Raw genomic sequence first — 26,784 nt, 5'->3', positions numbered from 1 at the left:
CTATGCTGGCATCACCATCCAGTCGGCAGTTATTTATGCGCTCAACCCCATCCCGCTTCAGGATCTCTGGATCCTTCCCGTTCTCATCATCGTCTACGGAATGATCAGCGTCCCGTTCGTGGCCGCCGGGCTTGCAGTGTTTGGTCTCCCCTTGACCCAACCCTTGCAGCGCTATGCTGACCATTGGTGGGTGGCAATCATTGCCGCTCTGTGGGGCGCAGTATCGGGTGAGATCGTCTACACCTTTATCGACAACATCATCTTTGGCGCCAACTGGCAGTTCGGCACAGTCAGCCCCCAAAGCCTTGGGCCCATTTATGGCGTGCCCACCGCCCTTGCATGGTGGGTATTCCGACGACGCGGCTGGCGGCGTGAAGAACAGCTCGCTGAGATTAATCCACCATCGTGCAAAGCCTGATGGTCAGCTTAACGCCACGCTCCGGTTGTTCAGCTCAGCGAAAAAGGTGTCCTCACTTTGTGAGCAAACGTCCGCTTTTTGGATCCCATCGTCGCAACTTGGATGACCGCAATGAGGCGGGAAGCGGAACGGCAGGACCTGGGCTCAGGAGCCATCTGCTCACTCTTGTGCGGCATGCGAGGAAGGTCATCCTCTAATCTACTCGGGTTGCGTCAGGGTCTTGGGTTGCAGCCACCTTTTAGCTACTGTCACCGGCAACGGACGATTGATATTTCGAAGGCCTAAAATTGATTTGCGTAACCACGCTACGCAGGTTCGCTCTCGATTAGTCCGGTAATCATCCCGATTATCTCGTTTTTGTCGGTGTCATTAGTCCGCCTTACACCAATCTGTCTGCCGCGACGCAGCACGCAGATGCGATCTGAAAGCCGAAATACCTGATCGAGACTATGGCTGATGATGAGGACGGCGATGTTCCTAGCGCGCAACGAGGCCACCAACTCCTCAACCTTCGCAGTCTCAGCCACACCGAGGGCCGCCGTGGGCTCATCGAGCAAGATCAATTTGGTCGCCCAGTGCGTAGCGCGCGCAATGGCTACCCCCTGACGCTGACCACCAGAAAGATTCCGGATTGTCGCGCGCACAGACGGAATGCGGACGTCAAGCTCGCGTACGAGCTTTTCGGTAGCTTCGATCATACCGCGACGATCAAGTACACGTAGCGGACCTCGCACAGGTTCGCGGCCGAGGAACATGTTCATATAAACGGGCTGCTGATCAGCAAGCGCCAGATCCTGATAGACCACCTCGATGCCACGTTCGCGCGCGACGCTTGCATCGGCAAAGCGCACTGCTTCGCCACTCAACTCCATCACACCTTCGCTTGGTGGATGAACACCCGAAATAATTTTCACCAGCGTCGACTTGCCGGCGCCATTGTCGCCGACGAGCGCAACGATCTCACCTGCGTGGAGATCGAGAGAAAAGTTCTCGATGGCAGTGACGCCGCCAAAGTTCTTCTGAATGCCTCTCAAGCTTAGGACGGGCGAGCTGTCAGCCTGAGTATTTGCCGGCTTCAGCGCAGGTTCGGCCATGACTCAGGCTCTCCGAAGATATTCTCGATGGTTTCGACTTTGGGTTCACCACGTGAGATGCCAGACACACCGACAGAGTAGGCGCGCGTTACAAAGGCTTGGCCACGAAAGCCGAACACGACGCTGTCGCCAGGTCGCGGAGCCTGTTGGCTCACCGCGTCGATCATGGCGTAATAGTCGATGGCCAAAGGTGGCGGAATTTCTACACTCCGTAGAGCGGCTTCTGCGGTTGTTGGCTCGCGCGAGACAATCGCTTTCACGTCGTAGTCAGGAAAGACAGGATCGATGTAGAGGCCGCCTCCGAAGGCGAAGGCGTTCTTGCCATGAAGATGCGAGACTTCGGTTAGGTAAAGAACAGCTGGCAACTCCGGCAGATCCTCGAGCGCATGCAGCGGCGTTGTTCCATGCAGACCGTTGCCTGGCTCTACCTGGGTCGCTCCAGCCTCAGCGAGCGCTGCAAGCGTCACCGTTGAAGTCGTCCCAGGAGCATTGATCGCGATGTCATTCCTGCCCGCTCGTGCGAGCATCTCTGCAGCTTTGCCAAGAGTGGCGAGGTTGGGCGTCGGCTTTATCTTGCGGGTTTCGCGATCGAAGAGCAGCGCTGGAAAACTCGTGATACCTGCAAAACTCGCCCCATCGAGGCCATCGAGCATATCGGCGACAGCCACGATGTCTTGGGCTTCGAAGCCACCTTCATGGCCGCGGTAGAAAATATCGCCCTCCGACTGAATTCGAGCGAGTAGCTGCTGCGTGCGTCCGACATCCTTGCTCGCACGCGCTGCTTCCTCAGCTTTCTCGTGACTGAAAACAGTCCAATAGTCTGGCTTGAGATCACGTGCAGCCATCGCAGCCTCGAAACGAGGGATTTGCACGAGATGACCGAGGTGTCCAACAGGCAGCCCGGCGCGATCGCAGGCTACCGCGCAGGCTAGGTCGACTGCGACAGCGCGATCAATTCCGCCACGCTTCACAGCTTGGCAAAACCCGCTGTTGCGACCTACCTGCTTTGTCATCGCGAAAGTTTGGAGGCCGAGGCGCTTGGCTTCTGTGGCGATGACACGCGCATTGGCCTCCGTTGCATCAAGGTCCAAAACGTAGGAGTTCGCGGGGATTTTCCCGGCTTGGTGAAGTGCGATAGCGGCCTCCACGAAGCGAGGGTTGCGACGCCTTAAAACATCGAGAAACATCGATACTCGCCTCTACCGATTGGGTTCGCGCAGCGAAACAGCGACCGCACCCAGAATGATCAAGCCACGAACGATCATCTGATCAGAAACAGATAGACCCATCAGAATGAGCCCATTGTTGAGCATGCCCATCAGGAGGGAACCCACAAGCGCGCCAATGATCGATCCCTTGCCCCCGTTGAGGGCTGTGCCACCAACAATCACGGCGGCGATCACAGTCATTAGGTCAGTTTCACCGAGCGTATAACGTGCGGCCTGAAGACGTCCGGCGTAGAGCAACCCGGCCAAGCCCGCCATTAAGCCCGAAATTGCCAGAACCGTTAGACGAATGCGTGCGACTTTGATCCCTGAAACAAGTGCTGCGCGCGGGTTGTCGCCTGTAGCAATCACATGTGCACCGAAGCGGGTCTGGCGGTAAACGAGGTGACCAATCAGGATTACGCCTGCCGTCCACAACACGAGCGAAGGAATGGAAAGCAGCGCGCCTGAACCGAAGATGCCGGTGAAAAGGTCGTTTTGAACCGGCACCGACCGCAAATTGGTCATCGAGCGCGCTATGCCGGCAAACAACCCCATGGTCGCGAGTGTAACCAGGAATGATGGCAGCCGGAGATAGGCGACCAACGCGCCATTGATCAGTCCAATCAGAAGACCTGCACCCAACCCAGCGAGGATGCCCAACGGCATTGGCCAGCTTTGCATGACAACAGCTGCCGCGAGCGCAGCGACGGCAACAGTTGAGCCAAACGATAGGTCGATCTCGCCCGCTGAGAGCACGAAAACGAGGCCGACAGCCATAACTGTTGCTGGAGCCGTCTGAAGGACGATGTTGGAGAGATTGCGGACGGTGAGAAAGCCGCTGTCGCCAAGCGTTATCGCGAAGAACAGGAAGATCGCCAGAAAGCCGAGATAGACGACCCACTGCTGCAGATCAAAGCGTCTGGTGAGGTTACCCATAGTCGAGGTGTTCATGGCCATCACACACTCCCGCGCGGTGGCACGCTTAGAGAGCCACCGCGGTTTCTGCTGACGCGTGTCACTGCGCTACTTTCAGGAGGTCAGCTGGCGCATCTCGTCCGAGTGACTGCTTCCAGCCTTCACCAAGCGTCGCCTTTGTTACCGCAATCGAGTCGACCACGAGAAACGGTGGAGCGTCTTTACCCAGTAGCGCGGCCGCACCCGCACGTGCTGCCGTCACACCAATCATGTGAGCTTCATCTGCTATCAATGCTGCGACATTACCGCTCTTGCCCATGTCGAGTGCCGCGGGCTCATTGAGGTCAAGCGTGACGATTTTAGTGTGGGTGTTGCCAGCTGTACGCAAAGCAGAAAGAACGCTCAAAGCTGGTTCGGCCCATGTCACATAGATCCCGTCAAGGTCTGGAGCCTGAGTGAGCAAGCCTTGCGCGACATCTTCCGCACGCGCGGGATCAGCAAGCCCAGCTTCTGCAGCAATTGTTATGCCGGGGTAATCTCTCGCGATAACGGTCTTGAATGCCTGATCGCGTTGATTGGTGACGTAGAAGTCAGCATCGTGAAAGATGTAGCCAACCTTACCCTTACCGCCGAGTGCAGCTCCCATCGCCTGAGCCGCTTTTTCTCCCATTTGGAAGAGATCGTCAGATACAATCGCGGCGTAATCCTTGCCGTGCTCATAGCCGGCTGGAGAGTTGTCTACGAACACAAGCTTGACCCCGGACGACCGCGCCGGGTCGTAGACGGTTGAGGCCGTAGCAGGGTCAACGGGCAGCGAAACAATCACTGAGGGTTTCTTCGCAAGAACTGTTTCGACGTCAGCCTGCTGGCGAGCAGCATCGAAGCCAGCGTCAGTTTGAGCAACCACGTTGATACCGAGGCGCTGGAACTCTTCCTTTGCCCCGCGGTCTACAGCGCTCGTGTATTCGCTTGTCTCATGCCACACGAGCGCTGCCGTAAAGTTGCCAGCCTTGATCTTCGCCTCTTCATCCGCTGAGAGCACAAATTCCTTGGCTGGCGCGGGCTTCTCTCCGTGCGGACCAACGGTGGTGTTTTCCGCTGAGTTTGCCGCGTTACTTGACAGCATGGCCGCTGCCACGAGGGCCGTTGCGAGAACTGATTTCAACATATCACGTTCCTTGGGATCAATGTTGGTGCGACTGCCTACTTGGCGGCGTCCAGTACCGATTGCGGCGCATCGCGATGAAGCGAACGCTGCCAAGCTTCTGCGATGTTCGCCTTCGTGACGGTTACAGCCGGCGCGACCACAAAGGGTGGTGTCCCCTCGCCTACGATAGCCCGCGCTCCGGCAGCTGCCATGGCGCGTCCTAGTTCGTAAGCCTCGTCAGCAACGATAGCGGCTACGTTCCCACCTTTCGCCATATCGAGTGCTATAGGCTCGGAAAGGTCGAGTGTGACGAGCTTAGTCGTCGTGTTGCCGTTCGCGCGAAGTGCTGACAGGACGCCCTCCGCCGGGCCGGCCCAAGTCACATAGATGCCGCCAAGGTCTGGGTTCTGAAGAAGCATGGCATTGGCAATCTCTTCGGCACGTGCCGGATCGCTGATGCCCGCCTCAGCAACAATCTTGATGTTCGGATGATTTGTCTCAATGGTCTTTTTGAAAGCTTGGTCACGCTGGTTGGTGACGTAGTAGTCAGCGTCATGAAAGATGAAACCAACCGTGCCCTTGTCACCCATTGCTGAGGCTAACGCATCCGCTGCCTGACTGCCCATCTGAAAAAGATCGTCCGTGACGATCGCAGCGTAGTCCGAGCCATGCTTGTAGTTTTGCGGCAGATTGGACAGGAACACGAGCTTGGTGCCCTGTTCCTTGGCAGCTTGGAAGGCTGCAGCGGAAGTCGCAGGATCGAGCGGAAGCGCCAGGATGGCATCCGGCTTCTGCGCCATTACGGTTTCGATGTCTGAGCGCTGTTTGGCGGCGTCGAAGTTTGCACTCGTGGTTGCCACGACCTCCATGCCAAACTTCTTGAACTCATCGGTGGCACCAGCCGTCACAGCGTTCACAAAGTCTGACTGCTCGTGCCAGACAAGAGCAGCTTTCTTTCCCTTGAGTTCAGCAGCCTTGGCGTCTGGAACAGTGACGGTCGCAGATGGTGTCGCGCTTTCACCTTGGGGCCCAACGGTCTGCGCAAAGGCAGAAGTTCCCGTAGTAAGAATTGCGACCAGCAGAGAGGTCGCGAAAGCTGTTTTCATACGCATGTGATCATTCCCCTTTTTTGTTCAGTTGCTGGAAGCAATGCCGCAATAGGCGGCGATAAATGCGGCGAAGGCGACGATCCCGTTTAGGAACTCAGACAGCTCCACGCGCTCCTCGAATGTGTGGCAGTTGCTGATGTCGCCTGGTGCGCAATAGACAGCGGGACACCCCAAGCGGTCGACGAGAAATGGTGCTTCTGACCAGTACGGGGCGCCTTCGATCTGGCCCCGATCGTTCATGGCTGCTGCCATTGTGCTTGAAAGCATGGCGATTGCCGGATGCGACTTATCGATGTCCGTTCCAGTCCCGCCATAGCGATGGTCGCGGCCAGCAGGATAGTCGATTGATACCGTGACGTCCGGGCCCGCGGCACTGCGTATCACATCGTCAAGATCAGCCACGGCTTGACCAAGGTCATCATGAGGCAACAGCTTCGCGATCAAGCTGAATGAACATTCGCCTGGAACGGCAATCAGACCGCCCCCTTTTATCTCTGTGACGAGAACGAAGCGTGCCCCCACCAAGTCATGAGATCCTTTGGCGGCCTGTTCGTCCGAATGTGCCCACAGCGCCGAAAGCACACGGTGAGTCGCCTTGAGGGCGTCTACCCCCTGCTCTGGGACGCCAAAGTAAGCCGATCGCCCGGTAACCGTAATCTCTGCAATGAAGAAGCCCATCTGGGCGGGAAAGACATTAAGCTGAGTTGGCTCGACGTAGATCGCGAAATCTGGCTCGGCGACCACATCTCTCTGGACACGCTGGACATAATCCTCGATGCCCGCGCTCCGCCCGCTGCCTGGCTCACCACTTTCCTCATCGCCCACGAAGGCGAACTGGACATCACCCTTCAGTGTGATGCCGGCACGGTCCAAAAGATCGAGTGCCAGCAGGCTTGCGCAAATGCCAGCTTTCAAATCACCGGAACCGCGACCCCAGACGGCGCCATCGACCACTGCACCACTGAACGGGTTCTCACGTTCGGTACCCCGCCAGTGATCAGCCCAACCACGGACGTGCACAGTGTCAGTATGACCAACAAATAACAGTCGTGGACCGCCGCCCATTCCTTTGCGTTCGCCCCAAATATTTGGACGGCCAGGAGCGAAAGCAGAGACTGAAGGCGCGAGACTAAGCGCTGTCATGCGCTGCTCAAGCCACCCAACAAAATTTGCCTCGTTGCCGGTGATGCTCTCGCAAGCAATTGCATCGCGGAAGAATGAAATAGCTTCGGACCGGTTGAGAAGCGGATCGAGCGTTGGGATGAGTTCTATCGAGATGCTCAAGCTGCAACCCCGCGTTCACGCATGATTGCGGCGGACGGCAAAGCGATCGTCGCGCCTTGCATTCCCGCAGTCCAAAGTGCTGCATGCAGACTCGCCAACCCAACAGCTGCCGCACCGATCAACGCACCTTTTGACCCAAGGGCTGATGCCTCAACGGACACAGGACGCGGGAAGCAAAGCGGCAAGAGCGCATGCACACGCTCCACCAGCTCCGAGCGCACGCCGATCGATCCACTCAAGATAACCTTTGCCGGATTTGTAATGGCTGCAACGGAGGCTACCGCCCGAGCGAGAAGACGAGCCGTCTCATCCAATGTTTTGGTCGCTTCTTTGTCTCCGTCAGCTGCAGCATCGAAGATGGCTTTCACATCTGCCGTCCGTCCTGAGAGCTCTTTGTAGCGCTCGGCGATTCCTTCAGATCCCAACGAGCGCTCCAACGCACCCATGTGTAGCGACTGCGGCTCAAAGGGATCGGATCCAAAAGGCAGGAACCCGAGCTCGCCGGCTGCATTGCTGACGCCGCGGACAAGTTCGCCGCCAACCATGACGCCGCCGCCGATACCTGTACCGAGAGCAATCAGCACCAAGTCGTCACAGTCTGCGCCAGCACCAATCCAGTGCTCTCCGCGCGCTGCCAAGTTGACATCATTTTCTACGATGCTTTCGACGCCGAGCTCCTGAGAAAGAGCGGCAGTGACGTCGATGCTGTCCCATCCAGGAATATTGGGAGCCATCAGGACACGACCCGTGGCACTTTCAGGTGCTCCAGGAACCCCTATGACAGCAAGCCTGACTTTGGAGAAATCCAACCCCTCTTGAGCCGCAGCTTGCCTGCAAAGCCTTGCGATCTGAGCAACGACGTGGTGCCCGCCCCGTTTATCGGTGGGCTCTTCTACATCGCTTAAGACTTGACATGAAAGATCGGCGATCGCAGCGCGAACCTTGGTGCCACCGAGATCTACAGCTGCAATCACCGCCCGATCTGGTACGATGTCGTAGGTAACGGCTGTGCGCCCGACATGACCACTTGTGCGACCCGTCTCACGGATCCAGCCTTCCTCTTCAAGCTGGCGAGCGATTTCGGAGATCGTCTGTTTGGAAAGACCGGTCTGCTTAGCGATGCTTGCACGCGAGATGGGCGCACAATGGACTATTGTTTCCATCACACTGCACAGCGCGATACGTCGGGAGATGCGAGAGACGTCGTTCATCACCAGCCGATTTAATTCGTTCCGTGGACGAACAAATCAGGATGACGTCGTTTCGTCAAGGTGTTTGCTTTCTAGCCCGCTCGACACGCACGTCGGTGGCTTAAGCCTGCACAGTCGGCAGCTCGTCCATACGCGTTGTATAGAGCGGACTGCGCATCTCAAACTTGGTTGCCCTCTTGCGCTTGTCCTGGATGCCAGCTGTAGCGGCCCGACGGTGCCCGCACTCGAACCGCTGGTTGCAAGCATCAATTGTCGTCACCAGCGCCTCCGATCTTGCAGCTTGAGATGCAAAGCCCGGTTCCGCACGCTCTTCATCGGACGAGTACACGCCTCCCAGCCATCTACGGGTGGCACGCGAAGTGAAGTTCGAACATCTGTTCGATGACAGCAGTCTTGCACCAAGCGAAGCCCTCGATGCGAATGCGAACAGGTCATGACCCTGCGCTAAGACTTGTCGTCATGCGCCAAGAGAATAATCCGGACTTGCGAAACCCCATGGTTCTGCCAGTCAATCGCTCCACGCTAAACCAGAGGCTAGCGTTGATTCGTCGAAGTTCAGATCCTTGTTCGTCGCGTCCAAGCGTGGAGCACCACCCTCAATTCCGACCTGACTGTTCTCGACCGATTTCGCCTTTCTCGCACAAGATCACACGGATGCCCCGCTTTGCGAGCCAAAATGCGTCGAAACGCCCGCGATGCCGCCGCCAAACACAACTACATCCGCAGATAGACGCTCACCGTCTGGGGCCGATCGCGGCTGAACCTCAAGTTGCACACGGGCTTGCATCGCTTGGCCTTTGCGAGATCTACTGCAGTCTAGGTTCAGACGACGGGGAGTTCATTCGCGCAATTTGCGCTGGCTCAAGCGGCAGCCGACCCAGGATGATATCCGCCGCTTTCTCAGCGATCATGATCGTAGGCGCGTTGAGATTAGAACTTACGATGTCGGGCATAACGGAAGCGTCTACAACTCTCAGCCTGTCGATACCTCTCACCAGCAACTCGGGATCGACAACGCTGTCGGCAGCAGTCCCCATTCTACATGTGCAGCTTGGATGAAATTCGGTTTCTATGCTTGACCGGATGATGGCATCGATCGCCTCATTTGATTGCAAGCTTGCTCCTGGAAAAACTTCGCTTGCACCGAGCATCTCAAACGCTGGATTCCTCACGATCTCGCGGGTCACGCGCAATGCGTCTCGAAGCTCTGTTCTGTCATCTTCTGCAGCGAGATAATCGAAGGCAATAAGGGGAGTGTCGTTCGGATCGCTGGAGCGGATCTGAACGCTTCCTCTGCTCCGTTGCCGTAGTTGTGCCAAATGCAGCATGAAGCCGTGAGCTAGACCAAAGCCATTTGCACGCTTCTCAATTTTCATTGGGCCTAAATGATACTGTATATTCGGATATGAGACGGCTGATGAGCTGCGGATTGTGCCGCCGACCTCCCAGATATTCGATGCAGCTGGTCCCGATCGGGTCGCAAGCCAACGGGCTCCAGCGTAGGCTTTGCCCACTGGGTGCCCGAGCCAGGCAAGCGAAACAGGCTTGGTGCAGCGGAAGGACAAACCAAGATTTAAGTGGTCTTGGAGATTACGGCCAACTTCACGATTTTCGATCATCGGCAGGATGCCATGCCGCGCGAGCGCATCGGGGTCGCCGATGCCTGACAGCATGAGGATTTGTGGGGTGTTGATCGCACCTGCGCTGAGGATAACCTCTCGATCGGCAGTGCAAGAAAGTTCATACCCATTACGCTTGAACTCAACGCCAATAGCGCGCCCTCGGTCGATGACGACGCGATTTACATGCGCACCGGAAACGACAACCAAATTCTTCCGATGCATAATAGGCTTCAAATAGGCATCATATGCGCTGCAGCGCTGCCCATCGCGTTTGGTGGCATCCATGCGGCCTAGCCCTTCGGGCTGCGCGCCGTTCAGGTCCTCTGAGATCGAATGCCCGTTGTTCTTGCCGGCTTCAAGAAAGGCGTCAAAAATCGGCGACTGCATCGTTCCGCGGCTGACGCGGAGGGGACCATCGGAGCCATGGTAGGGACTTGGCGCTCTGTCGCTCGTCTCAGATTTCCTGAAATAAGGCAGACAATGAGCGTAGGACCAGTCGGTCAGGCCCGCCTCCGCCCACCTATTGTAGTCACGCGGGTGGCCTCGAAGATAAACCATGGCGTTGATTGCCGACGACCCGCCAAGCACCTTACCGCGTGGCACAGGTATTCGGCGACCATTGAGATTGGGTTCGCTCTCACTCTCGTAGTTCCAGTTAATTCGCCGGTCGCCGAAAACCTTATAGACCCCAGCGGGCATACGCATCATCAGCCCACGCGGCTTTTCGCCAGCCTCAAGCAGAAGCACCCGGTTCGAAGGATCTTCAGAAAGTCTGTTCGCAAGAACACAGCCAGCCGATCCACCACCGACGATGATGAAGTCGAACCCCGTCGAAACTAAATGTGCCATTTTCACAGCTCTAGTTTCAATCGTTTGACTTCACGCTGCTGCTAATTTCCTTCGATCGCTGATCACCTTATCAAGCCAGCCGGACGTCATTTCTGGCACCGAACTTAGTAGAAGCTGAGTGTATTCAGGGTGAGGCGGAGACAGTACGTCGGCTTTTGGTCCTTGCTCAACAATCTGTCCGCGGTGCATGACCACAACGTGGTTGGCGATTGCTTTCACGGTGGCAATATCGTGCGTGATGAACAGGTACGAGATGCCCAATTTCTCCTGCAGGGAAACAAGCATCTTCAGGATGTCTGCCTGGACGATTTGGTCGAGAGCCGATGTGATCTCGTCGCAGACAATGAGCTCGGGGTTCGCCGCAAGGGCTCTCGCGATTGCAACACGCTGACGCTGACCACCCGACAACTGACCAGGGAGACGGTCAGCGAAAGCGGGGTCGAGTTCAACTAGCTTCAGAAGCTCCCCTATCCTTGCTTCCCGGTTTTCACCCGTGGCGCCATGGTAGAATGACAGAGGGCGTCCAATGATTTTCCGTACGGTATGGCGAGGATTAAGCGCAGTGTCAGCTGATTGATAGATGATCTGGATCCGTCGCAATAGTTCCTTGGAACGAGTTGAGACCGATGGTGGGCAAGAGACACCGTCGAAAGTGACAGAACCCGACTCCGGCTCTTTCAATCCAGCGATAAGACGCCCGAGCGTAGATTTGCCAGAGCCGGACTCTCCAACAAGTGCAACCGTCTCAGCACGTCCAATTTCAAGCGATACATCGTCCAGAACCTGTAATAGGCCGTAGAATGCGCTAACCCTATCGACCCTGAGCAGCGTCCTCGTTTTCTGGCTTGGCTCCGTTAAAATTTCCCGGACCGCCCAAAGCGAACGGGTATATGAGTGGCGAGGATTTTCGAGGATCTGGTTGGTTGGACCTTGCTCGACGATCTCGCCGTAACGCAAGACGGCGATGCGGTCGGCCATCTGGGCTACAATTGCAAGGTCATGGGTGATGTAAATTGCGGCAACGCCGAAGGTCTCTATGGCATTTCGCACCGCCATGAGAACTTCTACCTGCGTCGTTACGTCAAGCGCCGTGGTTGGTTCGTCAAAGACAATCAGGTCGGGTTCGCAGATCAGTGCCATGGCCGCCATCGCGCGCTGCAATTGACCTCCTGAGACCTGATGCGGATAGCGATCACCGAAAATCTCAGGATCTGGCAACTGCAATGCACGAAACAACCGGCACGCATTGCGCTTGGCCTCTGCCTTGGATTGACCACCTCTCTTCACAGCTGCCTCGGTGACTTGGTCCATCAGCCGCTTTGCGGGGTTAAAGGACGCTGCCGCACTCTGCGCAACATAAGCGATGCGCGTGCCGCGCAACTTTCGCCTGATGTTTTCAGGTGAGGCGAACAAGTCTTGTCCGCGAAAGGAAACTCGACCGCCAGCAATGCGACAGCCCTGCTTCACATTACCCAGTGCCGCCAACCCTATTGTCGATTTGCCTGCCCCCGACTCTCCGACCAACCCAAGCACTTCGCCACGTTTGAGCTGAAAGCTTATACCTTTGACGATCTCAGCCCAGCGCCCACCGATCTGCGCTTCGATTCTTAGGTCCTCAACCGAAAAGATGTCCGGCCCGGCTTCAACCTTGGCATCCTCAACCTTCATCATGTGAGAGGCCACCCGTTTCGTTGAGATACCAATCAGCGACGAAATTGACGCCGACCGTCAGCAGCGCGATGGCAGCAGCAGGAATTAGAGGTGTGATGTCTCCACTGCTGATAAGGGCAGCGTTGTCACGCACCATAGAGCCCCATTCGGCCATCGGCGGCTGCAGCCCGACACCCAAGAAAGACAAGGCTGCGATCGAAAGAAACACAAAGCAGAACCGCAGACCAAACTCAGAAACTAGAACGGGAAGGATGTTGGGCAGTATCTCCTGCCGGACGAGCCAAGGAAGCTTTTCACCACGCGCCTCCGCTGCCTCGACGAACTCGAGTGTCACGACGTTGAACGCCGATGCTCGGGCGAGCCTGAACACGCGGGTGGCGTCGATGACTGCGATGATCACGATCAGGTTGAATACAGACGATCCAAAAATCGCCAACAGCATCAGTGTGAAGATCAGGTCAGGAATGGACATCAGAGAGTCGACGAGACGACTCAAAATTTGGTCGGTCCATCCTCGCATAGTGGCTGCGACGATGCCGAGAGTTCCACCAATTAGAAACGCCAATATCGTGGTGACCAGCGCGATGCCAATCGAGTTGCGAGCACCGAAAATGATACGGCTCAGGAAATCTCGACCGAGTTGGTCCGTTCCGAGCCAAAACTCCGCTCCCCAGGGAGCGAACGGAGTTTGTGAAACAACTTCATTTTCCCCGTATGGCGCGACCCACGGCGCGAGAAGCGCGGCACCGCCGTACAACAGGATTACCGCGAAGCCGAACCACGCCGTTGGAGGTATACGGCGTATAGTTGCCAGCAGACCGGGGCGGGTCGCGTCGGCGGCTCGTTGCCGCCACATGCTCGACAGGGCCATCGGTAATCTCAACGCGCGTGAAGGAGCCTAGGATTGCTGACGATGGAAACGATGTCAGCAATCATGTTTAAGAGAATGTAGGTGACGGAAAAAATTAGTGCGCAGGCTTGAATGACAGGAATATCGCGATTGCGCACAGCATCAACCATCGTCTGTCCAATACCAGGATAAACGAACACGACCTCGATCACGACGACACCAGCAACGAGGTAAGCCAGATTGATCGCCACGACGCTTGCAATCGGACCGATGGCATTGGGCAATGCGTGGTGCACTACAATGCTGAACGGTGACTCGCCCTTCAGCTTTGCCATCTCGATGAACGGCCGTGACATAATCGAAATGATGGCCGCCCGAGTGTTGCGCATCATATGCGCCAAAATCACCAGTGTCAGTGTCAGAACGGGCAGCGCCATCCTGTAGAGCTTGTCATCCCATCCCATGCTTGGGCGTATGCTGGCCAAAGTGGGAAACAGTCCGAGATTGATAGCAAGAAGAAGCATCAAGACGTAGGCAAAGAAAAAATCCGGGACGGAAATTGAAGCAAGGCTTGCCGCGCTGAGCATTCGGTCAGGCAAACGGTTGCGGTAAAGGGCGGCGACGATGCCCAAGCCAACCGCCAACGGAACCGCGACAAGCGCGGTCAGGGCCGCGAGATAAAGCGTGTTCAGCAGGCGCGGGCCGATGATCTGACCCACAGGCCGGCCGGAAAAGGATTGACCGAAGTCGCCGGCAATCGCGTGGCCGAGCCATGCGAAGTACCGAAGATACCAAGGCAGATCGAGGCCCAAACGCTCTCGAAAAGCAGCAACGGTTTCTGGTGTCGCCGACCGTCCGAGAGTTGCTGTCGCAAAATCCCCCGGCAGCATGCTAACAGCCAGAAATATCACCAGAGACACGATCACAAGACTGAGGATGCCCAATGCGAGGCGCCCTGCAATCAGACGGAAGATCGGGCTATACGCGGATTTCATCGAATGGCATCTTTCTTCTGCCATGCCGGGTACCAAGCCGGCATCATTTCGAGTGTTTAAGCTCGCTGTCGCCTACCGCAACTCTTACGAAGAAAGCGTGCGGCAGGCACAGACCTATCGAACGAACTGCGCTTTCAAGCCTCGTTCATCCACCACCGCTCGGTCATGCGAAGATTATCGCACGGGAAAATCCCGCCAATCTCGTTATGCCCGACCTTCTTCGATATACCGTAAGTCCAATTCACGAAGGAAACCGTGAGCATGCCACCGTCGTCGTGAATTATCTGCTGCATCTCGGCGTACATCTCACCGCGCTTCTGCTCGTCGGTTTCGGGACGGGCCGCAAGCAGAAGCTCGTTGAAGCGGGGATTCTTCCAGTGCGTGCTGTTCCAAGGCGCGTCCTCGGCCAGTACCGTGGAAAACAGCCAGTCGCATGTTGCCCGGCCGTACCAGTCAACACCGCTGAAAGGCTTCTTAAGCCAAACATTCTCCCAATAGCCGTCATCAGCCTCACGCACGACATTGATGTTGATGCCAGCCTTCGCCGCCTGTTCCTTGAAGAGAACCGCCGCATCGATTGCACCGGGGAAAGCGGCCTCAGCGACTGAAAGATCGATGTTGAGGCTGGTCATCCCCGCCTTGGCCAAATGCTCCTTCGCTTTATCGATATTATAGTCATGTTGTGGCGTCGGATTCTTGTAGTACGGCATGGCAGACGCTACTGGCGTGTCATTCCCCTTAGTGCCCTCACCCAAGAAGATTTTGCGGATCATCTCGTCTCGATCGATAGCATATTTGAGCGCCGTGCGTACGTCAGGGTTGTTGAACGGCTCAACCGAGGTGTCCATATCGAATGTAAAGTGGCGCAGGCTCGGGATTCGGAGCACCGCAAGGTTCGCGTTTCGCTCAATCAGTGGAATTGTCTTGAGGTCGAGGTCGTTGATAAACTCCACCTCACCTGTCGTGAACGCATTACCTCGGGCCATGGCGTCCATGATCGCAACGAGTTCGATCTCGTCGAAGTAGGGCTTGTTATCCTTGTGATAGTTCGGGTTTCGGGTCATCTTCACCGATACGCCGGGCTGGAAATCCTCAAGGATGAAGCTTCCCGTTCCCACTCCCTTTTGCCAATCAATACCTCCTTCCGGTTTGGCCTGCATGATTGACAGGTGATAGTCGGCAACGAGGTATGGGAAATCGGCGCTGCCGCCCTTCAGGGTAAAGACTACCTTGTCTTTCCCATCTACCTCCACGTTTTCGACCTGACCGAGGATAGCCTTTGCGCCTGAAGTGGACTTCTCGCCCATGTGGTAGCGGAAGGATTCGCGAACGTCCTCTGGCGTCAGGCTCTTGCCATCGTGAAAAGTCACACCGTTTCGCAAGGTGAAGACCCACTTCTTAGCACCATCAGTGGGCTCGAAGCTTTCCGCAAGATCACCCTGAATGCTGCCGTCCGACGCCATCTCGGTCAGATTGTTGCAAAGCGAGCCGTTGAACGCGACCTGTGCGAAGCTCGCCGGCCAAGTTCCTGGATCGAGCGTATCGTTCTGAGATGCATCCGACATCCCGAACCGGGCGAACCCACCCTTCTTGGGTTGTTGAGCTTGAGCCATCAGCACGGAGGGCACGGCAATGTTGCCTAATCCCGCCGCAGCAGCCAGCGCTGCCGACCTTCCCAAAAATTCACGCCTTGAAATGAGGTTCTTGCGGTACCGCTCTGCCCAGTAGCCAAATTCAGACATGATGAACTCCCGATGCCTGTTCCCCTTTTTGCGCATGAACTGGACAGGCATTCCAGGCCAACGCCTTCTTGGGGCCGCATGCGAGGTGCATGCGGCGCCCTCTTGTATTTGAAAGTTAGACGCTCGTGGAACGCACTGTCAAGAATTTCTGATTGATCGATCAATCATTTGTGGCGATAGTCGGTTTGGTGATCGTGCATGCAGGAGGGACGACAGCCAATGGATCTTGAACTTTGCTACTTGAGCGCGTCCGAAGCTCTTCGGAGATTCAAGGAGCGGTCGTTGTCTCCTGTCGAACTCCTTTCCGCTCAGATTGAGCGAGTTTCGTGCGACGGTGGGCCAGTCAACGCATTTGGCTTCTTATACGAGGAAGAAGCGCTCTCTGCGGCAAGCGAGGCCGAAAGTCGCTATGCCCGTTCGGACGGCCGACCTCGTGCGCTCGAGGGACTGCCGACCGCGATCAAGGATGAGAACAAAATTGCCGGCAAGGTCACGACCTATGGTTCTTTGCTATACAAGGATAGCGTAGCCGATACCACGACGGTCGTCGTAGAGCGGCTGATCGAAGCTGGCGCCGTCGTCCACGGTCGCACTCTAACCCCGGAATTTTCCTGTGAGGGTTTCACCCACTCACGTCTTTGGGGTGTAACCCGCAATCCTTGGAACCTAGAATACACACCCGGCGGTTCGTCGGGCGGTGCAGGTGCCGCTCTTGCTGGTGGCTTCACGACGTTGGCCACGGGCTCCGATATCGGTGGGTCAATCAGGATTCCAGCGTCTGCTTCCGGAGTTGTCGGGTTCAAGCCCCCTTACGGGAGAAACCCTGCTTCGGCACCTTTCAATCTCGACTTCTTCAACCACCCGGGACCGATGGCCAGAACGGTCGAAGATTGCCTGCTTATGCAGAACGTCATGTCTGGCCCCCACCCGCTCGACATCGCCTCGCTGAAACCAAAACTGACGCTCGCACCTGATCGCGGCGGCATCAAAGGCTGGAAAATCGCCTATTCTCTTGACCTCGGCTACTTCGAAATCGACGAGGACGTACGCCGCAACACGCTAGAGGCATTGGATGTTCTGCGCTCACTCGGCGCCACCGTGGAGGAAGTCGACCTCGGATGGACCGCTCAAAGCGAAACTGCGGCGCTGAATTATCTCCGGACGATTTTCGGATCCTGGCTCGCGGAATACCTCGATGAGCGTTCCGACTCGCTTACCGATTACGCGCGGCATTTCGCGCGCACCTCTCTTGAAACTACGGGACGTGACTACCTTTCCGCCTTGGATACCTGCGCATCAATGTACGCGTCTCTCGGGCCCGTTCTCGAGGATCACCAGTTATTTGTCTGCCCTACGCTAGCGTTGCCTGCCGTACGCGCGGACCACGAGCCGACGCGGGACGTGCTGACGATCAACGGCAAGATCGTCCATCCGTCCTACGGCTGGGTCATGACCTATCCCTTCAACATGCTAAGCCGTTGTCCAGTTCTCAGCGTCCCGTCTGGGCGAGCGTCCAATGGCGTGCCAACCGGCATCCAGTTGGTTGGTCCTACATACGACGACAATGCAGTCTTCAAAGCAGGGCTAGCTTACGAGGACGCCGTGGGAGGTTGGTACGCGACGCCTTCCAACCGTCCTATGTGGCGTTCCGCGAATTGATAACGGGCGAAACAGCATGAAAACCGTTTACAGCGATCTTCATGGACTTCAGGACGCGGAAGCAGAATTCATCCGCGGAAAGCGTGTGCCAAGCTTCGAGGGACCACGCCGAGCCGAGCTGGTGCTCGCACGTGTCAAGGAAGCGTTTGGGCTAGAGTCGGTCTTGGAACGGAGAGAGTTCGGTCTTCAGCCCTTACTCGAAGTGCACGACGAGCGGATGGTCTCGTTCCTTTCAGACTTCTGGCCGCGTTGGTCGGAAGAGAATGGTGCTGTCGATGCATTCCCGAACGCCTGGCCTCCGCCCCGCGCGCACCGCCGGCAGACGCAGCGCATCGGAGCAGAACTTGGCCGTTTCTGCGTCGACATGAGCAGTCCCCTCATGGAAGGAACCTGGAGAGCCGTTTCAGCAGGAGCAGATGTCGCTTTAACGGCACAGGCTCTCGTTTCCGCAGGCGACCGTGCGGCCTTTGCACTGTGCCGCCCTCCAGGTCACCATGCGGGGCGAGATTATTTCGGCGGCTACTGCTTCCTCAACAATGCGGCCATCGCCGCTCAGTCGTTTATCGACCAAGGCGCCTCACGCGTAGCCGTTCTCGACGTCGACTACCATCATGGCAATGGAACCCAAGACATCTTCTATGATCGCGGTGACGTGCTGTGCGTCTCCATCCATGCCGACCCAACCAAAGAGTATCCCTACTATCTTGGTTATGCTGACGAGACAGGAGAAGGCCCAGGCGCCGACGCCAATTGCAACCTGCCTTTGCCATGGGGAAGTGACTACGCGACATATGGCGAAGCGTTGGTGGCTGGCGTTTCGCGTATCAAGCAATTCGGAGCAGAAGCCGTGGTGATCTCGCTTGGCGTCGACACCTTCGAGAGCGATCCCATCTCCCGCTTCAAGCTCAGGAGCGACGACTTCCTCTACTTGGGCAAAACGATCGCAAAGCTCAATCTGCCAACCGTTTTCGTCATGGAAGGGGGATATGCCGTCGAGGCTATTGGTTTGAACGTCGTCAATGTTCTAAGCGGTTTCGAGAACGCGTGATCGCGTGTTCAGAAGTCCTGTGGGAAGATCGACTTCAGGTAAAATAGGCAGGCATTCTTTGCAAGCTGCAGCCCTTCGCTGCCAACTGTGTCATGGACCTGATTAGATATCCAAAGGCCATCAATCATCGCGTTGAAGCTTCTTGCGACTAAGGCGGGGTCGAGATCGATCCCGCGCTGCCGCGCAAGCGCTGCGACATCGGCTTCGACAACTGCATCGTAACGACCTTTCAGCTCCGCGCATCGGCGGCGGTACTCAGGATTCCTCACTGACTCGGCCCAGAAGGCGCTGAAAACAGCGATGCTATCCGCACCTGAGATTTGAGCGTTAAAGTCGAGCTCAAGCATGGCGCGTAATCGACCAGCAGGGTTGTCGTCACTGGGCGAAGGCACGTTAAGCGTCCTGTCGTATCTCTCCACGATATGGTCAAGTGCGGCGAGAACGATGCCGTCCTTGGACTTGAAGTGGAACGAGACCACACCGAAACTGCATTGTGCTTCGCTGGCAATGTCGCTGATAGTGACGCCAGTCAGGCCTTTGCGCGCAATAACGGCCAAGGTAGCGTCGAGCAGCGTTCGGCGACGCTCCGCCACCTGATCCTCGCGCTTCGATGGACCAGGGCGCGGAGAGCTTTCAGCAGGCACCGCCTTCCGCGTCGCAGCGACTGCTTTCATGCGCGGCTCCCATCGCCAAATTGAGTTCGGGCGAGCTTTGGCAAAGATCGGCCTCAGCCGCAACTTCGCTGCAACTCACACGCCGCTATTGAGGCCTAGAAAGCTTGCGGCGTTGCCATGTAGCCATTTCGAGCGGATGGCATCGTCCATCGATAGCGATTGCATTTCATCTAAAGCTTTTTCAATCGGCATCATCGGAAAGGATGTGCCGAAGATCATTTTGTCCTGCAGAACGGTTCGCCCATATTGCAGAAGGGGCTCGTAACCGGAATGACTCTTTTCCAAGAGCCGGGGACGGACAGCAAGCACGCCGATCCAGAGGTTGGGGTGCCGCCAGGCAACGCCGATCAATTCGTTGACCCAAGGCCATCCCGGCGGCGACGCGCAGACCCGCATTGCGGGAAAATCCACCATCATCTCATCGAGATACTCTGGCCTGCCATAGTGCATCGGCGTCGAGTTAGAAAAGTTGATGCCGCAGTGAATATTGACGGGAACGCCGAGTTCCACAGCCTTCTCATAGAGCGGGTAGAGCAGGCGATCATTGGGACACAGCTTCAATTCGAAGCACTGTAGGTTGAGCCCTTTCAGCCCTAACTCCCGCACGGCCCGCTCAAACTCTTCCACGGCCTGCTTTCCCTTGTGCGGGTCAACGCCGGCGAAGCCGATGAAGCGAGGTCCGTGCTCGCGGCAGAAGCCCGCAACGGTTTCGTTCGATATCTTGAAACCGAACGTCGTCTCAACATCCCGCGCCTTCAAGACGACGTGCTGGGCCCCCAAACGTTCGTAGGTATCGAGATAGCCTTGAAGATCCTGCGAAGCTTCCGACTGTGCTGAGCGTGCCTCGCTGCTCTGATACACCCGTCGATAGTTCTGCAAGTGTGCGGCAGCTCCGGAGAACCCAAGTGCGGGCGGACGGCTCGAGAAGTCGATCCACATCGGCAAATCAGCTCCATTGCCGCCGTTCGGAAAGGATGACCCGCGCCGCGTTGTGACCCGGCACACCCGTGACGCCCCCGCCCGGATGGGTAGAAGCGCCGCATTGGTAGAGCCGCTTCACCGGCGTGCGGTAATCCGCGTAATGCGGCGCAGGTCGGCGGAAGAAGATCTGGTCCGCGCTGATCTCGCCATGGTGGACATGCCCGTTAGGCAGGTCGAAAATGCGTTCGAGGTCGAGTGGCGTCAGAATCTGGCGGTGAAGGATATGGCGGTCGATGTCGGGCGCATGCGCGCGCAAGACGTTCATCGCTGTTTCGTAGAGTTCCTCTCGCCGAGTGTCCCAGTCGCCGTCCCTTAACTCATAGGGCGCATGGCCCCCGAAGATGTTCATGACGTGGTGGCCCGTTGGCGCAAGGGTGGGATCGACCACGCTCGGCGTCTTGACGATCAGAAACGGCTTGTCGGCGATGCGGCCGTAGCGCGCTTGGTCATGTGCACGGTCCATGTAATCAACGCTGTCGCCGATCGTGACCTGCGCCGGATAGGCGTTGCGTCCCTCAGCCTGGATCGCAGGAAAGGACGGCAAACCATCAAGGGCGAGATTGATGCGAAAGACAGTCGATTGGGAACGGAAGCTCTCGATCTGCCGGACGAACGGCGCAGGCAACGCGTGGGCAGGGAGAAGCCTCAGAAAGGTTGTCTTGGCGTTGGCGTTCGCAATCACGATCTTGGCTCGGATCGTTTCTCCGCCCTGAAGCCTAACGCCGGTGGCCGCATGGTTCTCGACGAGAATCTCATCCACGGTCGCGTCGGTGCGAACCACCATGCCGTGAGCCTCGCCAGAGCGCCGTATCGCGTCTGAGATCGCTCCCATGCCGCCTCTCACGAAACCGGAGGGGCCTGCCGGCGTGTCCTGATCCCGCACCACCGATCGTACCAGCATATACGCCGAGCCGGGCGTACGGAGGGAAGAGTTTCCACCGCCGCCTCCGGCAAAGAAGCCTAAAACAAGCTTTACCTCGTCCGACTCGAACCATCGGCTGAGATAGTCATATGCACTCAGCGTGAGCAAATCGTAGATGTCGAAGAACTTCGATCCGATCTTGCGGAAGCGCCAGACGAACCCGCTCAGCCGCGCCAAGTCGCGAGGCGATTTGCTCCCCGGATCGACCGGTGTTTCGAACATCAACTGCTTGAGGAATGGCGCCAATCCCATGAGATGAGCGCGATAATGTGGATAGGCCTCCGCATCCTTCATCGAGCATTTTGCAATTTCGGCAAGGAATTTGTCCGCGCTCCCCCACGCAGTGAAAATTTTTCCGCTTGCTAGGGGGAATACGGCAGGCGGCGTATCCATCACCTCGAAACCATGCTTCTGAAGTTCCAGATCCAAGATGATCTTAGGCTGCAGAAGACCCATGATGTAGGAAGCGGTCGAAACCTTGTATCCTGGCCAAACTTCCTCGGTGACGGCAGCACCGCCTGTCAGGGAGCGCCGTTCAAGAACACAGACCCGGGCGCCCGCACGTGCCAGATAAGCTCCGCAGACGAGACCATTGTGCCCGCCTCCCACGACGACGGCATCCCATGTTTCAGCCATCACACAGACCCCTTACAGCCATCGGCTTTCCACACGGTCGAAACTGCCGGCGCGAAGATCGTCGGTTTCTTGTGCCAGGAGCTGCTTGGCAATCTTAAGCGAAACCGTGCGAGGAAACTCGTCCCGGAAGGCATAGAAGCGGGGGACCTTGAAAGGCGCCAGCCCGCGCTGGGCCGCTTCGATAATGCGGGGCAGCACGTCTTCCGCCACGGCGTCCCCGACGAGCTTGATGTAGACTTTGACTTCTTCGCCCCGCAGGGGGTCCGGCACGCCGATGACAGCAGATTCGGCAACCGCGGGCACGGCATTCAGGACGGATTCCACTTCGCGTGCGGCGATGTTCTCCGCACTGCGCCGAATCATATCCTTTTTTCGGCCCACAATCGTATGAAAGCCATCGGCATCCTTTCGAAACAGATCGCCAGTGTGAAACCAGCCATCCGTGAACGCGGCAGCTGTGGCTTCGGCGTTGCGGTAGTAACCTTTCATGATGCCCGGTCCGCGGACCAGAAGCTCACCGACCTCGCCCGGGGGTAGTTCCTCGCCGGCCTCGCCCACCACCTTTGTTTCGCGGAATGGACAGGGAACGCCGCACGAGCCTGACCCAACCATGTCCTCACGCTCGAGCGGCATGAACAGAGTTGGGCCAATCTCCGTCATGCCGAAAGCTTCGCGCGCGTTCAGATCGTAGCGTATTTCGAGCTTAGCATGGATATCCTTGGGGGCGCCGTAGATGTTGGCGCGCACGATCTCGTTCTGGTTTTCGTGTTCATGTCCGGGCTGCGAATGAAGCACCCAAGGCAGAAGGCAGAAATTAATCCGGTGCTCACGCACCCATTGCATGAAGCGGCTGGTGCTCTGGCGCGCGGCGACAAACAGTGTGGCCCGCTGATAGAGCGTCATCAGGAGAAGCCACTGCGGGTCCATGTAGAAGAACGGCGTAGAAGCGAGAATGCGCTCGAAGCGGCGGCCGTCACGAAATGCGTTCACCTTGCCACTGGAAATCCAGTAGCGCTGCGTGAGCATGCAGCCCTTGGGAAAGCCCGTAGTACCCGATGTGTATTGGATGTTGAGGAGATCGTCGTGCGAAACAGGTTCGGACACGTCGAACCGTTCCAGCGGCTCGCTTGCGATATCGCTCCACATATGCGTTTCGCTTTTGGATGACACGTTGTCTTTGCCGACGAGCACCACTCGAGAAGGCAGAAGTTCGACCAGTCCCTGATCCAGGCATGCTTCGACCACTGACATGCAATCGGCATGGGCGACGATCAGAGTTGCCTGCGCATCATTCACCACATGCGCGAGCTCGCGCTCGCGATAGCTCACATTGACAGGAACCATGACGGCTCCTATCCGCCCAAGCGCCAGCCAGCAAAGCGGAAACTCGGGAATGTTGGGCAGCATCACGGCCACGTGCGTGCCTTTGCCGACACCTAGTTCCGTCAGCCGAGCGGCTATCCCGTTGACCGCCCGCCGCATCTCTTTGTAGGTGATCGTCGACCCAGCTTCAAAGAAGTTCCAGAGAACCTTGTCACCGGCTTCGACGGCCGCCTCGTCGATCAGCGCGCCGATATTTGCCGGCAACGGTTCCGCTTCGATCCGCCGCCGCCGCTCGGCGACATCCGGAACAGCTTCCGAAAGGACCGGTAAGCGGCTCATCCGTGATTGATCCAGATGGCCTTGAGGTCGGAGTACTTGTCCATGGCATGCAGTGACTTGTCACGACCAAAGCCGGATTGCTTAAAGCCGCCAAAGGGAACCGACATCGATCCACGGTCAAAGCAGTTCACCCAGACCACGCCGGCCTTGATGGCTTTCGCCGCCCTGTGCGCCTTTTTCAGATCACCAGTCCACACACCTGCAGCGAGCCCGTAGATCGTGTCGTTGGCGACGCTCATGGCCTCATCGAAATCACGCACAGTGATAGCTGAAAGGACCGGGCCAAAAATTTCTTCCTGCGCAATCTTCATGTTGTTCGCGACCCCGTCGAACACCGTTGGCTCGACAAAGAAACCGCCGGTTTCCTGAGCGACGCGGTTCCCACCAGCGATGATCCGCGCACCGCCGGAAAGGCCCTGCTCGATATAAGACATGACCCGGTTCAGCTGCTCTTCTGAAACGATCGAGCCGAGTTTGGTCGACGGGTCGAGCGGGTCGGCGGGCTTGAGGTCGTTGGCGTGCGCCAAGACCTTTTCGAGAAATTTGTCCTTGATCTTGTCTTCAACGATTAGGCGGGATCCCGCATTGCAAACCTGCCCCGTGTTGCTGAAGATACCGGCAGCCACGGTACGTGCCGCCACATCGAGATCGGGACAGTCGGCAAGCACTACCTGCGGGGACTTGCCGCCAAGTTCCAAGCCGATGCGCTTGATGTTGGACTGACCGGAGTACTGCATGAAATAGCGGCCGACTTCTGTGGAGCCGGTGAAGCCCACGCAGTCCACATCCATGTGGAGGCCGAGGGCCTTACCAGTGACATGCCCAAGACCGGGAAGCACATTGAGAACGCCCGCCGGAAGGCCGGCATCGATCGCAAGTTGCGCGATGCGTAGGGCCGTAAACGGTGACTGCTCCGCTGGCTTGAGGATAACCGAGTTGCCGGTTGCAAGCGCAGGCCCAAGCTTCCACGCCGCCATGGAAAGCGGATAGTTCCAAGGTACGACCGCGGCAACGATGCCGACCGGTTCGCGAACAACCAGCGTGGTCATGTCATCGCTCGTCGCCGCAACCTCGCCATACACCTTGTCGATGGCTTCGGCATACCAAGCGATACAATTCGCGGCACTAGGGATATCGCCATTTGTACTGTTGGTGATCGGCTTGCCAACATTCAGCGTTTCGAGCAGGCCAAGTTCCTCGCGGTTCTCGAGCAGTAGTTCTGAAAAGCGTAGGAGCACCTTCTTGCGCTCGGTAGGCGCTGTGCGAGACCAAGCCCCGCTTTCGAAAGCTTTGCGCGCTGAGCGCACTGCGCGATCGACGTCAGCCGGGCCGCATGCAGCTACCGAAGCGATGACCTTACCGGAACCCGGATAGACGCAGTCGAACGTCTCGCCGGACAAGGCATCGACGTAAGCGCCATCAATGAAGGCCTTGCTTGGCAGTTTCAATGCCTCTGCACGACGGTGCCAATCTGACTTAAGTTCAACATTCATGAGTGTGCCTCCGAGATCGACTTCGAGTACCCAAAATCAAAGATGTTCTAGTAAGCCGGAACACGCTGGGTGCGTGATCAGCCGCTGGTTCGCATGTCTTCTGTTGCCAAGACGATGCCTTGCCGGAGGATATCGACCATGGTGTCGACTTCTTCCCTAGTGATCACCAATGGAGGCGACATCACGCACATGTTGCCAAGCGGACGCACGATTAGGCCGAGTTCGAAGCAGTGCTTGTCGATCAGCGAGCCAAGGCGCTTGTCGAGCGCAGTCGGCTCGTCCGCGTCCGGATCCAGCATGCACTCGACGCAGCCAACCAAACCACTCGCGCGCACGTCGACCACGCAGGGCAAGGTTTTGAGCTCAATGAGGCGCTCGGCGAAGTATGGAGCGAGCTCCCTTACATGATCGAGAATCCCGTCCTTTTCGATTACGTCCATATTTGCGATAGCCGCCGCGCAGCTGACGGGATGGCCCGAATAGGTGTAGCCGTTAGTGAAGAAGCCACCTTTGGCATTGGCGCCGCTAACGCGAGCAAGAAGTTGCTCCGAGATTGCCAGGCCTCCCAAGGGAACATAGCCGGACGTTACTCCCTTCGCGAAGGTGATGATGTCGGGAACGACGCCAAAAACCGCTTCGGATGCAAACCATTCACCACAACGTCCGAAGCCGGTTACCACTTCGTCCGACACGTAGATGATGTCGTGGCGCTCACAGACTTCTTTCATCCGGGCATGATAGCCTTTGGGCGGAATGATAACGCCGCCCGAAGCGAGAAGCGGCTCGGCTAGAAACACCGCGACTTTTTCAGGACCGATCCGCTCAATCGTCTGCTCGAATTCCTGAACGAGTTCATCGAGAAATTCGGCTTCCGACAAGCCCTTCGCGGGACGAAACCTCGGGCTCGATATGAACGTGATACGCTCTGAGGCTATATCGAAATTCGGCCAGTTGCCCGCGCGACCAGAACAGGCTGCCGTTAGGCTCGTGCTTCCATGATAACCTTCGCGGCGGACGATGATCTGCTTTTTTTCCGGCCGACCCAGCACATTGTTATAATATTCCGAAAAGCGCAGGGCCGTATCGACCGCTGTCGACCCGCCCGTCGTGAAGAAGACGCGGTTGAGATCACCCGGTGTTTCCTTGGCGACGCGTTCAGCGAGTTCCGATGCGGGCGAATTGATCGTATACCACGGCGAATTGTAAGACAGCCGCAGAGCCTGCTCAGCCAGCGCGTCGGCGATTTCACGACGATTGTAGCCAATCTGCGTGCACCACATGCCCCCAGGACCGTCAATGAGCCGACGCCCCTCGGAATCCACGACATAGATCCCATCGCCATAGGCGAGCAAAGGCTTCTGGCTTTGCCCAAGCTTCGCCATTTCCTCGGCAGGCACCAGCAAATGCTCGCGCGCCGAAGCTTGCGTTTCCGTAGCGCCCCACTGTGAGCCTGGCATCTTATTCAAGGAACGTCCCCCCTGTTCTCAGTCTGAGTCAGTCACAGCGCAATATGTCCGTATCGGAACAGAGCGCGCTGCGGTCTGAACGCTGGATGTCTCGAGATTTACCGTCCGAGCAACGGCGCTGTCAAGAA

At 57.2% G+C, this 26,784-nt stretch carries 22 protein-coding genes; 3 read left to right on the top strand and 19 right to left on the bottom strand.

Going from position 1 to position 26,784, the window contains the following annotated elements; all coding sequences use genetic code 11:
• Positions 1 to 418 (top strand): hypothetical protein (locus NGM99_RS05690; protein WP_252816876.1); only part of this gene is annotated, 418 nt, incomplete at its 5' end.
• Between the two features lie 305 nt (positions 419 to 723).
• Here the strand turns inward: NGM99_RS05690 and NGM99_RS05685 are convergent.
• The 13 genes from NGM99_RS05685 to NGM99_RS05625 form a co-directional block, all read right to left on the bottom strand.
• Positions 724 to 1,512 (bottom strand): ATP-binding cassette domain-containing protein, encoded by a 789-nt coding sequence (locus tag NGM99_RS05685; protein ID WP_252816874.1) that lies wholly within the window; start codon positions 1,510 to 1,512, stop codon positions 724 to 726.
• Positions 1,494 to 2,699, bottom strand: a complete 1,206-nt coding sequence (locus tag NGM99_RS05680; protein WP_252816872.1) for an alanine racemase — start codon at positions 2,697 to 2,699, stop codon at positions 1,494 to 1,496. Before NGM99_RS05680 ends, NGM99_RS05685 begins: the two co-directional genes overlap by 19 nt.
• 12 nt (positions 2,700 to 2,711) lie before the next feature.
• Positions 2,712 to 3,677, bottom strand: coding sequence for an ABC transporter permease (locus NGM99_RS05675; RefSeq protein ID WP_252816869.1), 966 nt, complete (start codon positions 3,675 to 3,677; stop codon positions 2,712 to 2,714).
• Positions 3,678 to 3,735: 58 nt separating this feature from the next.
• Positions 3,736 to 4,803, bottom strand: coding sequence for a substrate-binding domain-containing protein (locus NGM99_RS05670; protein ID WP_252816867.1), 1,068 nt, complete (start codon positions 4,801 to 4,803; stop codon positions 3,736 to 3,738).
• Positions 4,804 to 4,838: 35 nt separating this feature from the next.
• The gene (locus NGM99_RS05665; RefSeq protein ID WP_435371397.1) at positions 4,839 to 5,888 is read right to left on the bottom strand and encodes a substrate-binding domain-containing protein; all 1,050 of its coding nucleotides are present in this window, start codon (positions 5,886 to 5,888) and stop codon (positions 4,839 to 4,841) included.
• A gap of 27 nt (positions 5,889 to 5,915) precedes the next feature.
• Positions 5,916 to 7,175, bottom strand: coding sequence for a M20 family metallopeptidase (locus tag NGM99_RS05660; RefSeq protein ID WP_252816863.1), 1,260 nt, complete (start codon positions 7,173 to 7,175; stop codon positions 5,916 to 5,918).
• Complete coding sequence (locus NGM99_RS05655; protein ID WP_252816950.1) at positions 7,172 to 8,386, bottom strand: ROK family transcriptional regulator; 1,215 nt, start codon at positions 8,384 to 8,386, stop codon at positions 7,172 to 7,174. The genes NGM99_RS05660 and NGM99_RS05655 overlap by 4 nt, the downstream gene beginning before the upstream one ends.
• A 100-nt stretch (positions 8,387 to 8,486) precedes the next feature.
• Positions 8,487 to 8,645, bottom strand: coding sequence for a DUF4113 domain-containing protein (locus NGM99_RS21710; RefSeq protein ID WP_353937382.1), 159 nt, complete (start codon positions 8,643 to 8,645; stop codon positions 8,487 to 8,489).
• 547 nt (positions 8,646 to 9,192) lie between these two features.
• Positions 9,193 to 10,857 carry a choline dehydrogenase gene (locus NGM99_RS05645; protein ID WP_252816861.1) on the bottom strand — a complete coding sequence of 555 codons (1,665 nt, stop codon included), beginning with the start codon at positions 10,855 to 10,857 and terminating at the stop codon, positions 9,193 to 9,195.
• 30 nt (positions 10,858 to 10,887) lie between these two features.
• On the bottom strand, positions 10,888 to 12,525 hold the full coding sequence (locus NGM99_RS05640; protein ID WP_435371396.1) for an ABC transporter ATP-binding protein: 1,638 nt from the start codon (positions 12,523 to 12,525) through the stop codon (positions 10,888 to 10,890).
• Positions 12,515 to 13,399, bottom strand: coding sequence for an ABC transporter permease (locus NGM99_RS05635; protein WP_252816856.1), 885 nt, complete (start codon positions 13,397 to 13,399; stop codon positions 12,515 to 12,517). The genes NGM99_RS05640 and NGM99_RS05635 overlap by 11 nt, the downstream gene beginning before the upstream one ends.
• A gap of 8 nt (positions 13,400 to 13,407) precedes the next feature.
• A complete protein-coding gene (locus NGM99_RS05630; RefSeq protein ID WP_252816854.1) occupies positions 13,408 to 14,397 on the bottom strand; it encodes an ABC transporter permease in 990 nt (329 codons plus the stop codon).
• A gap of 110 nt (positions 14,398 to 14,507) precedes the next feature.
• Complete coding sequence (locus NGM99_RS05625; protein ID WP_252816852.1) at positions 14,508 to 16,115, bottom strand: ABC transporter substrate-binding protein; 1,608 nt, start codon at positions 16,113 to 16,115, stop codon at positions 14,508 to 14,510.
• A 282-nt stretch (positions 16,116 to 16,397) separates the two neighbouring features.
• Here NGM99_RS05625 and NGM99_RS05620 point away from each other — a divergent pair, with 282 nt between their 5' ends.
• Together NGM99_RS05620 and NGM99_RS05615 are read left to right on the top strand one after the other, a co-directional pair.
• Positions 16,398 to 17,774 (top strand): amidase, encoded by a 1,377-nt coding sequence (locus tag NGM99_RS05620; protein WP_252816850.1) that lies wholly within the window; start codon positions 16,398 to 16,400, stop codon positions 17,772 to 17,774.
• A gap of 16 nt (positions 17,775 to 17,790) precedes the next feature.
• Entirely contained in the window at positions 17,791 to 18,822 is a 1,032-nt protein-coding gene (locus tag NGM99_RS05615; RefSeq protein WP_252816848.1) for a histone deacetylase family protein, read from the top strand.
• Between the two features lie 8 nt (positions 18,823 to 18,830).
• Here NGM99_RS05615 and NGM99_RS05610 read toward each other — a convergent pair whose 3' ends face one another.
• The 6 genes from NGM99_RS05610 to NGM99_RS05585 form a co-directional block, all read right to left on the bottom strand.
• A complete protein-coding gene (locus NGM99_RS05610) occupies positions 18,831 to 19,496 on the bottom strand; it encodes a TetR family transcriptional regulator C-terminal domain-containing protein (protein ID WP_252816846.1) in 666 nt (221 codons plus the stop codon).
• Between the two features lie 75 nt (positions 19,497 to 19,571).
• A complete protein-coding gene (locus NGM99_RS05605; protein ID WP_252816844.1) occupies positions 19,572 to 20,435 on the bottom strand; it encodes an amidohydrolase family protein in 864 nt (287 codons plus the stop codon).
• Between the two features lie 7 nt (positions 20,436 to 20,442).
• The gene (locus NGM99_RS05600; protein ID WP_252816842.1) at positions 20,443 to 22,035 is read right to left on the bottom strand and encodes a phytoene desaturase family protein; all 1,593 of its coding nucleotides are present in this window, start codon (positions 22,033 to 22,035) and stop codon (positions 20,443 to 20,445) included.
• Between the two features lie 12 nt (positions 22,036 to 22,047).
• Positions 22,048 to 23,697 carry a class I adenylate-forming enzyme family protein gene (locus NGM99_RS05595; RefSeq protein ID WP_252816840.1) on the bottom strand — a complete coding sequence of 550 codons (1,650 nt, stop codon included), beginning with the start codon at positions 23,695 to 23,697 and terminating at the stop codon, positions 22,048 to 22,050.
• Positions 23,694 to 25,190 carry an aldehyde dehydrogenase gene (locus NGM99_RS05590; RefSeq protein WP_252816838.1) on the bottom strand — a complete coding sequence of 499 codons (1,497 nt, stop codon included), beginning with the start codon at positions 25,188 to 25,190 and terminating at the stop codon, positions 23,694 to 23,696. Before NGM99_RS05590 ends, NGM99_RS05595 begins: the two co-directional genes overlap by 4 nt.
• A gap of 77 nt (positions 25,191 to 25,267) precedes the next feature.
• Positions 25,268 to 26,647, bottom strand: a complete 1,380-nt coding sequence (locus NGM99_RS05585; RefSeq protein WP_289852368.1) for an aminotransferase — start codon at positions 26,645 to 26,647, stop codon at positions 25,268 to 25,270.
• Between the last annotated feature and the right edge of the window lie 137 nt (positions 26,648 to 26,784).

Source organism: Mesorhizobium liriopis (genome assembly GCF_024053505.1).
GTDB lineage: Bacteria > Pseudomonadota > Alphaproteobacteria > Rhizobiales > Rhizobiaceae > Mesorhizobium_B > Mesorhizobium_B liriopis.
Note: the sequence above shows the minus strand (reverse complement) of the source record. Positions and strands in the feature narration are given on the sequence as shown.

Excerpts from the sequence above, each read along its gene's own strand:
- NGM99_RS05645 (WP_252816861.1), bottom strand. The coding sequence starts at position 10,857 with ATGGCACATTTAGTTTCGACGGGGTTCGACTTCATCATCGTCGGTGGT.
- NGM99_RS05675 (WP_252816869.1), bottom strand. The coding sequence starts at position 3,677 with ATGGCCATGAACACCTCGACTATGGGTAACCTCACCAGACGCTTTGAT.
- NGM99_RS05615 (WP_252816848.1), top strand. The coding sequence starts at position 17,791 with ATGAAAACCGTTTACAGCGATCTTCATGGACTTCAGGACGCGGAAGCA.
- NGM99_RS05640 (WP_435371396.1), bottom strand. The coding sequence starts at position 12,525 with ATGAAGGTTGAGGATGCCAAGGTTGAAGCCGGGCCGGACATCTTTTCG.
- NGM99_RS05635 (WP_252816856.1), bottom strand. The coding sequence starts at position 13,399 with ATGGCCCTGTCGAGCATGTGGCGGCAACGAGCCGCCGACGCGACCCGC.
- NGM99_RS05665 (WP_435371397.1), bottom strand. The coding sequence starts at position 5,888 with ATGAAAACAGCTTTCGCGACCTCTCTGCTGGTCGCAATTCTTACTACG.
- NGM99_RS05685 (WP_252816874.1), bottom strand. The coding sequence starts at position 1,512 with ATGGCCGAACCTGCGCTGAAGCCGGCAAATACTCAGGCTGACAGCTCG.
- NGM99_RS05590 (WP_252816838.1), bottom strand. The coding sequence starts at position 25,190 with ATGAATGTTGAACTTAAGTCAGATTGGCACCGTCGTGCAGAGGCATTG.
- NGM99_RS05625 (WP_252816852.1), bottom strand. The coding sequence starts at position 16,115 with ATGTCTGAATTTGGCTACTGGGCAGAGCGGTACCGCAAGAACCTCATT.
- NGM99_RS05630 (WP_252816854.1), bottom strand. The coding sequence starts at position 14,397 with ATGGCAGAAGAAAGATGCCATTCGATGAAATCCGCGTATAGCCCGATC.
- NGM99_RS05600 (WP_252816842.1), bottom strand. The coding sequence starts at position 22,035 with ATGGCTGAAACATGGGATGCCGTCGTCGTGGGAGGCGGGCACAATGGT.
- NGM99_RS05670 (WP_252816867.1), bottom strand. The coding sequence starts at position 4,803 with ATGTTGAAATCAGTTCTCGCAACGGCCCTCGTGGCAGCGGCCATGCTG.
- NGM99_RS05680 (WP_252816872.1), bottom strand. The coding sequence starts at position 2,699 with ATGTTTCTCGATGTTTTAAGGCGTCGCAACCCTCGCTTCGTGGAGGCC.
- NGM99_RS05595 (WP_252816840.1), bottom strand. The coding sequence starts at position 23,697 with ATGAGCCGCTTACCGGTCCTTTCGGAAGCTGTTCCGGATGTCGCCGAG.
- NGM99_RS05610 (WP_252816846.1), bottom strand. The coding sequence starts at position 19,496 with ATGAAAGCAGTCGCTGCGACGCGGAAGGCGGTGCCTGCTGAAAGCTCT.
- NGM99_RS05585 (WP_289852368.1), bottom strand. The coding sequence starts at position 26,647 with ATGCCAGGCTCACAGTGGGGCGCTACGGAAACGCAAGCTTCGGCGCGC.
- NGM99_RS05655 (WP_252816950.1), bottom strand. The coding sequence starts at position 8,386 with ATGAACGACGTCTCTCGCATCTCCCGACGTATCGCGCTGTGCAGTGTG.
- NGM99_RS05605 (WP_252816844.1), bottom strand. The coding sequence starts at position 20,435 with ATGTGGATCGACTTCTCGAGCCGTCCGCCCGCACTTGGGTTCTCCGGA.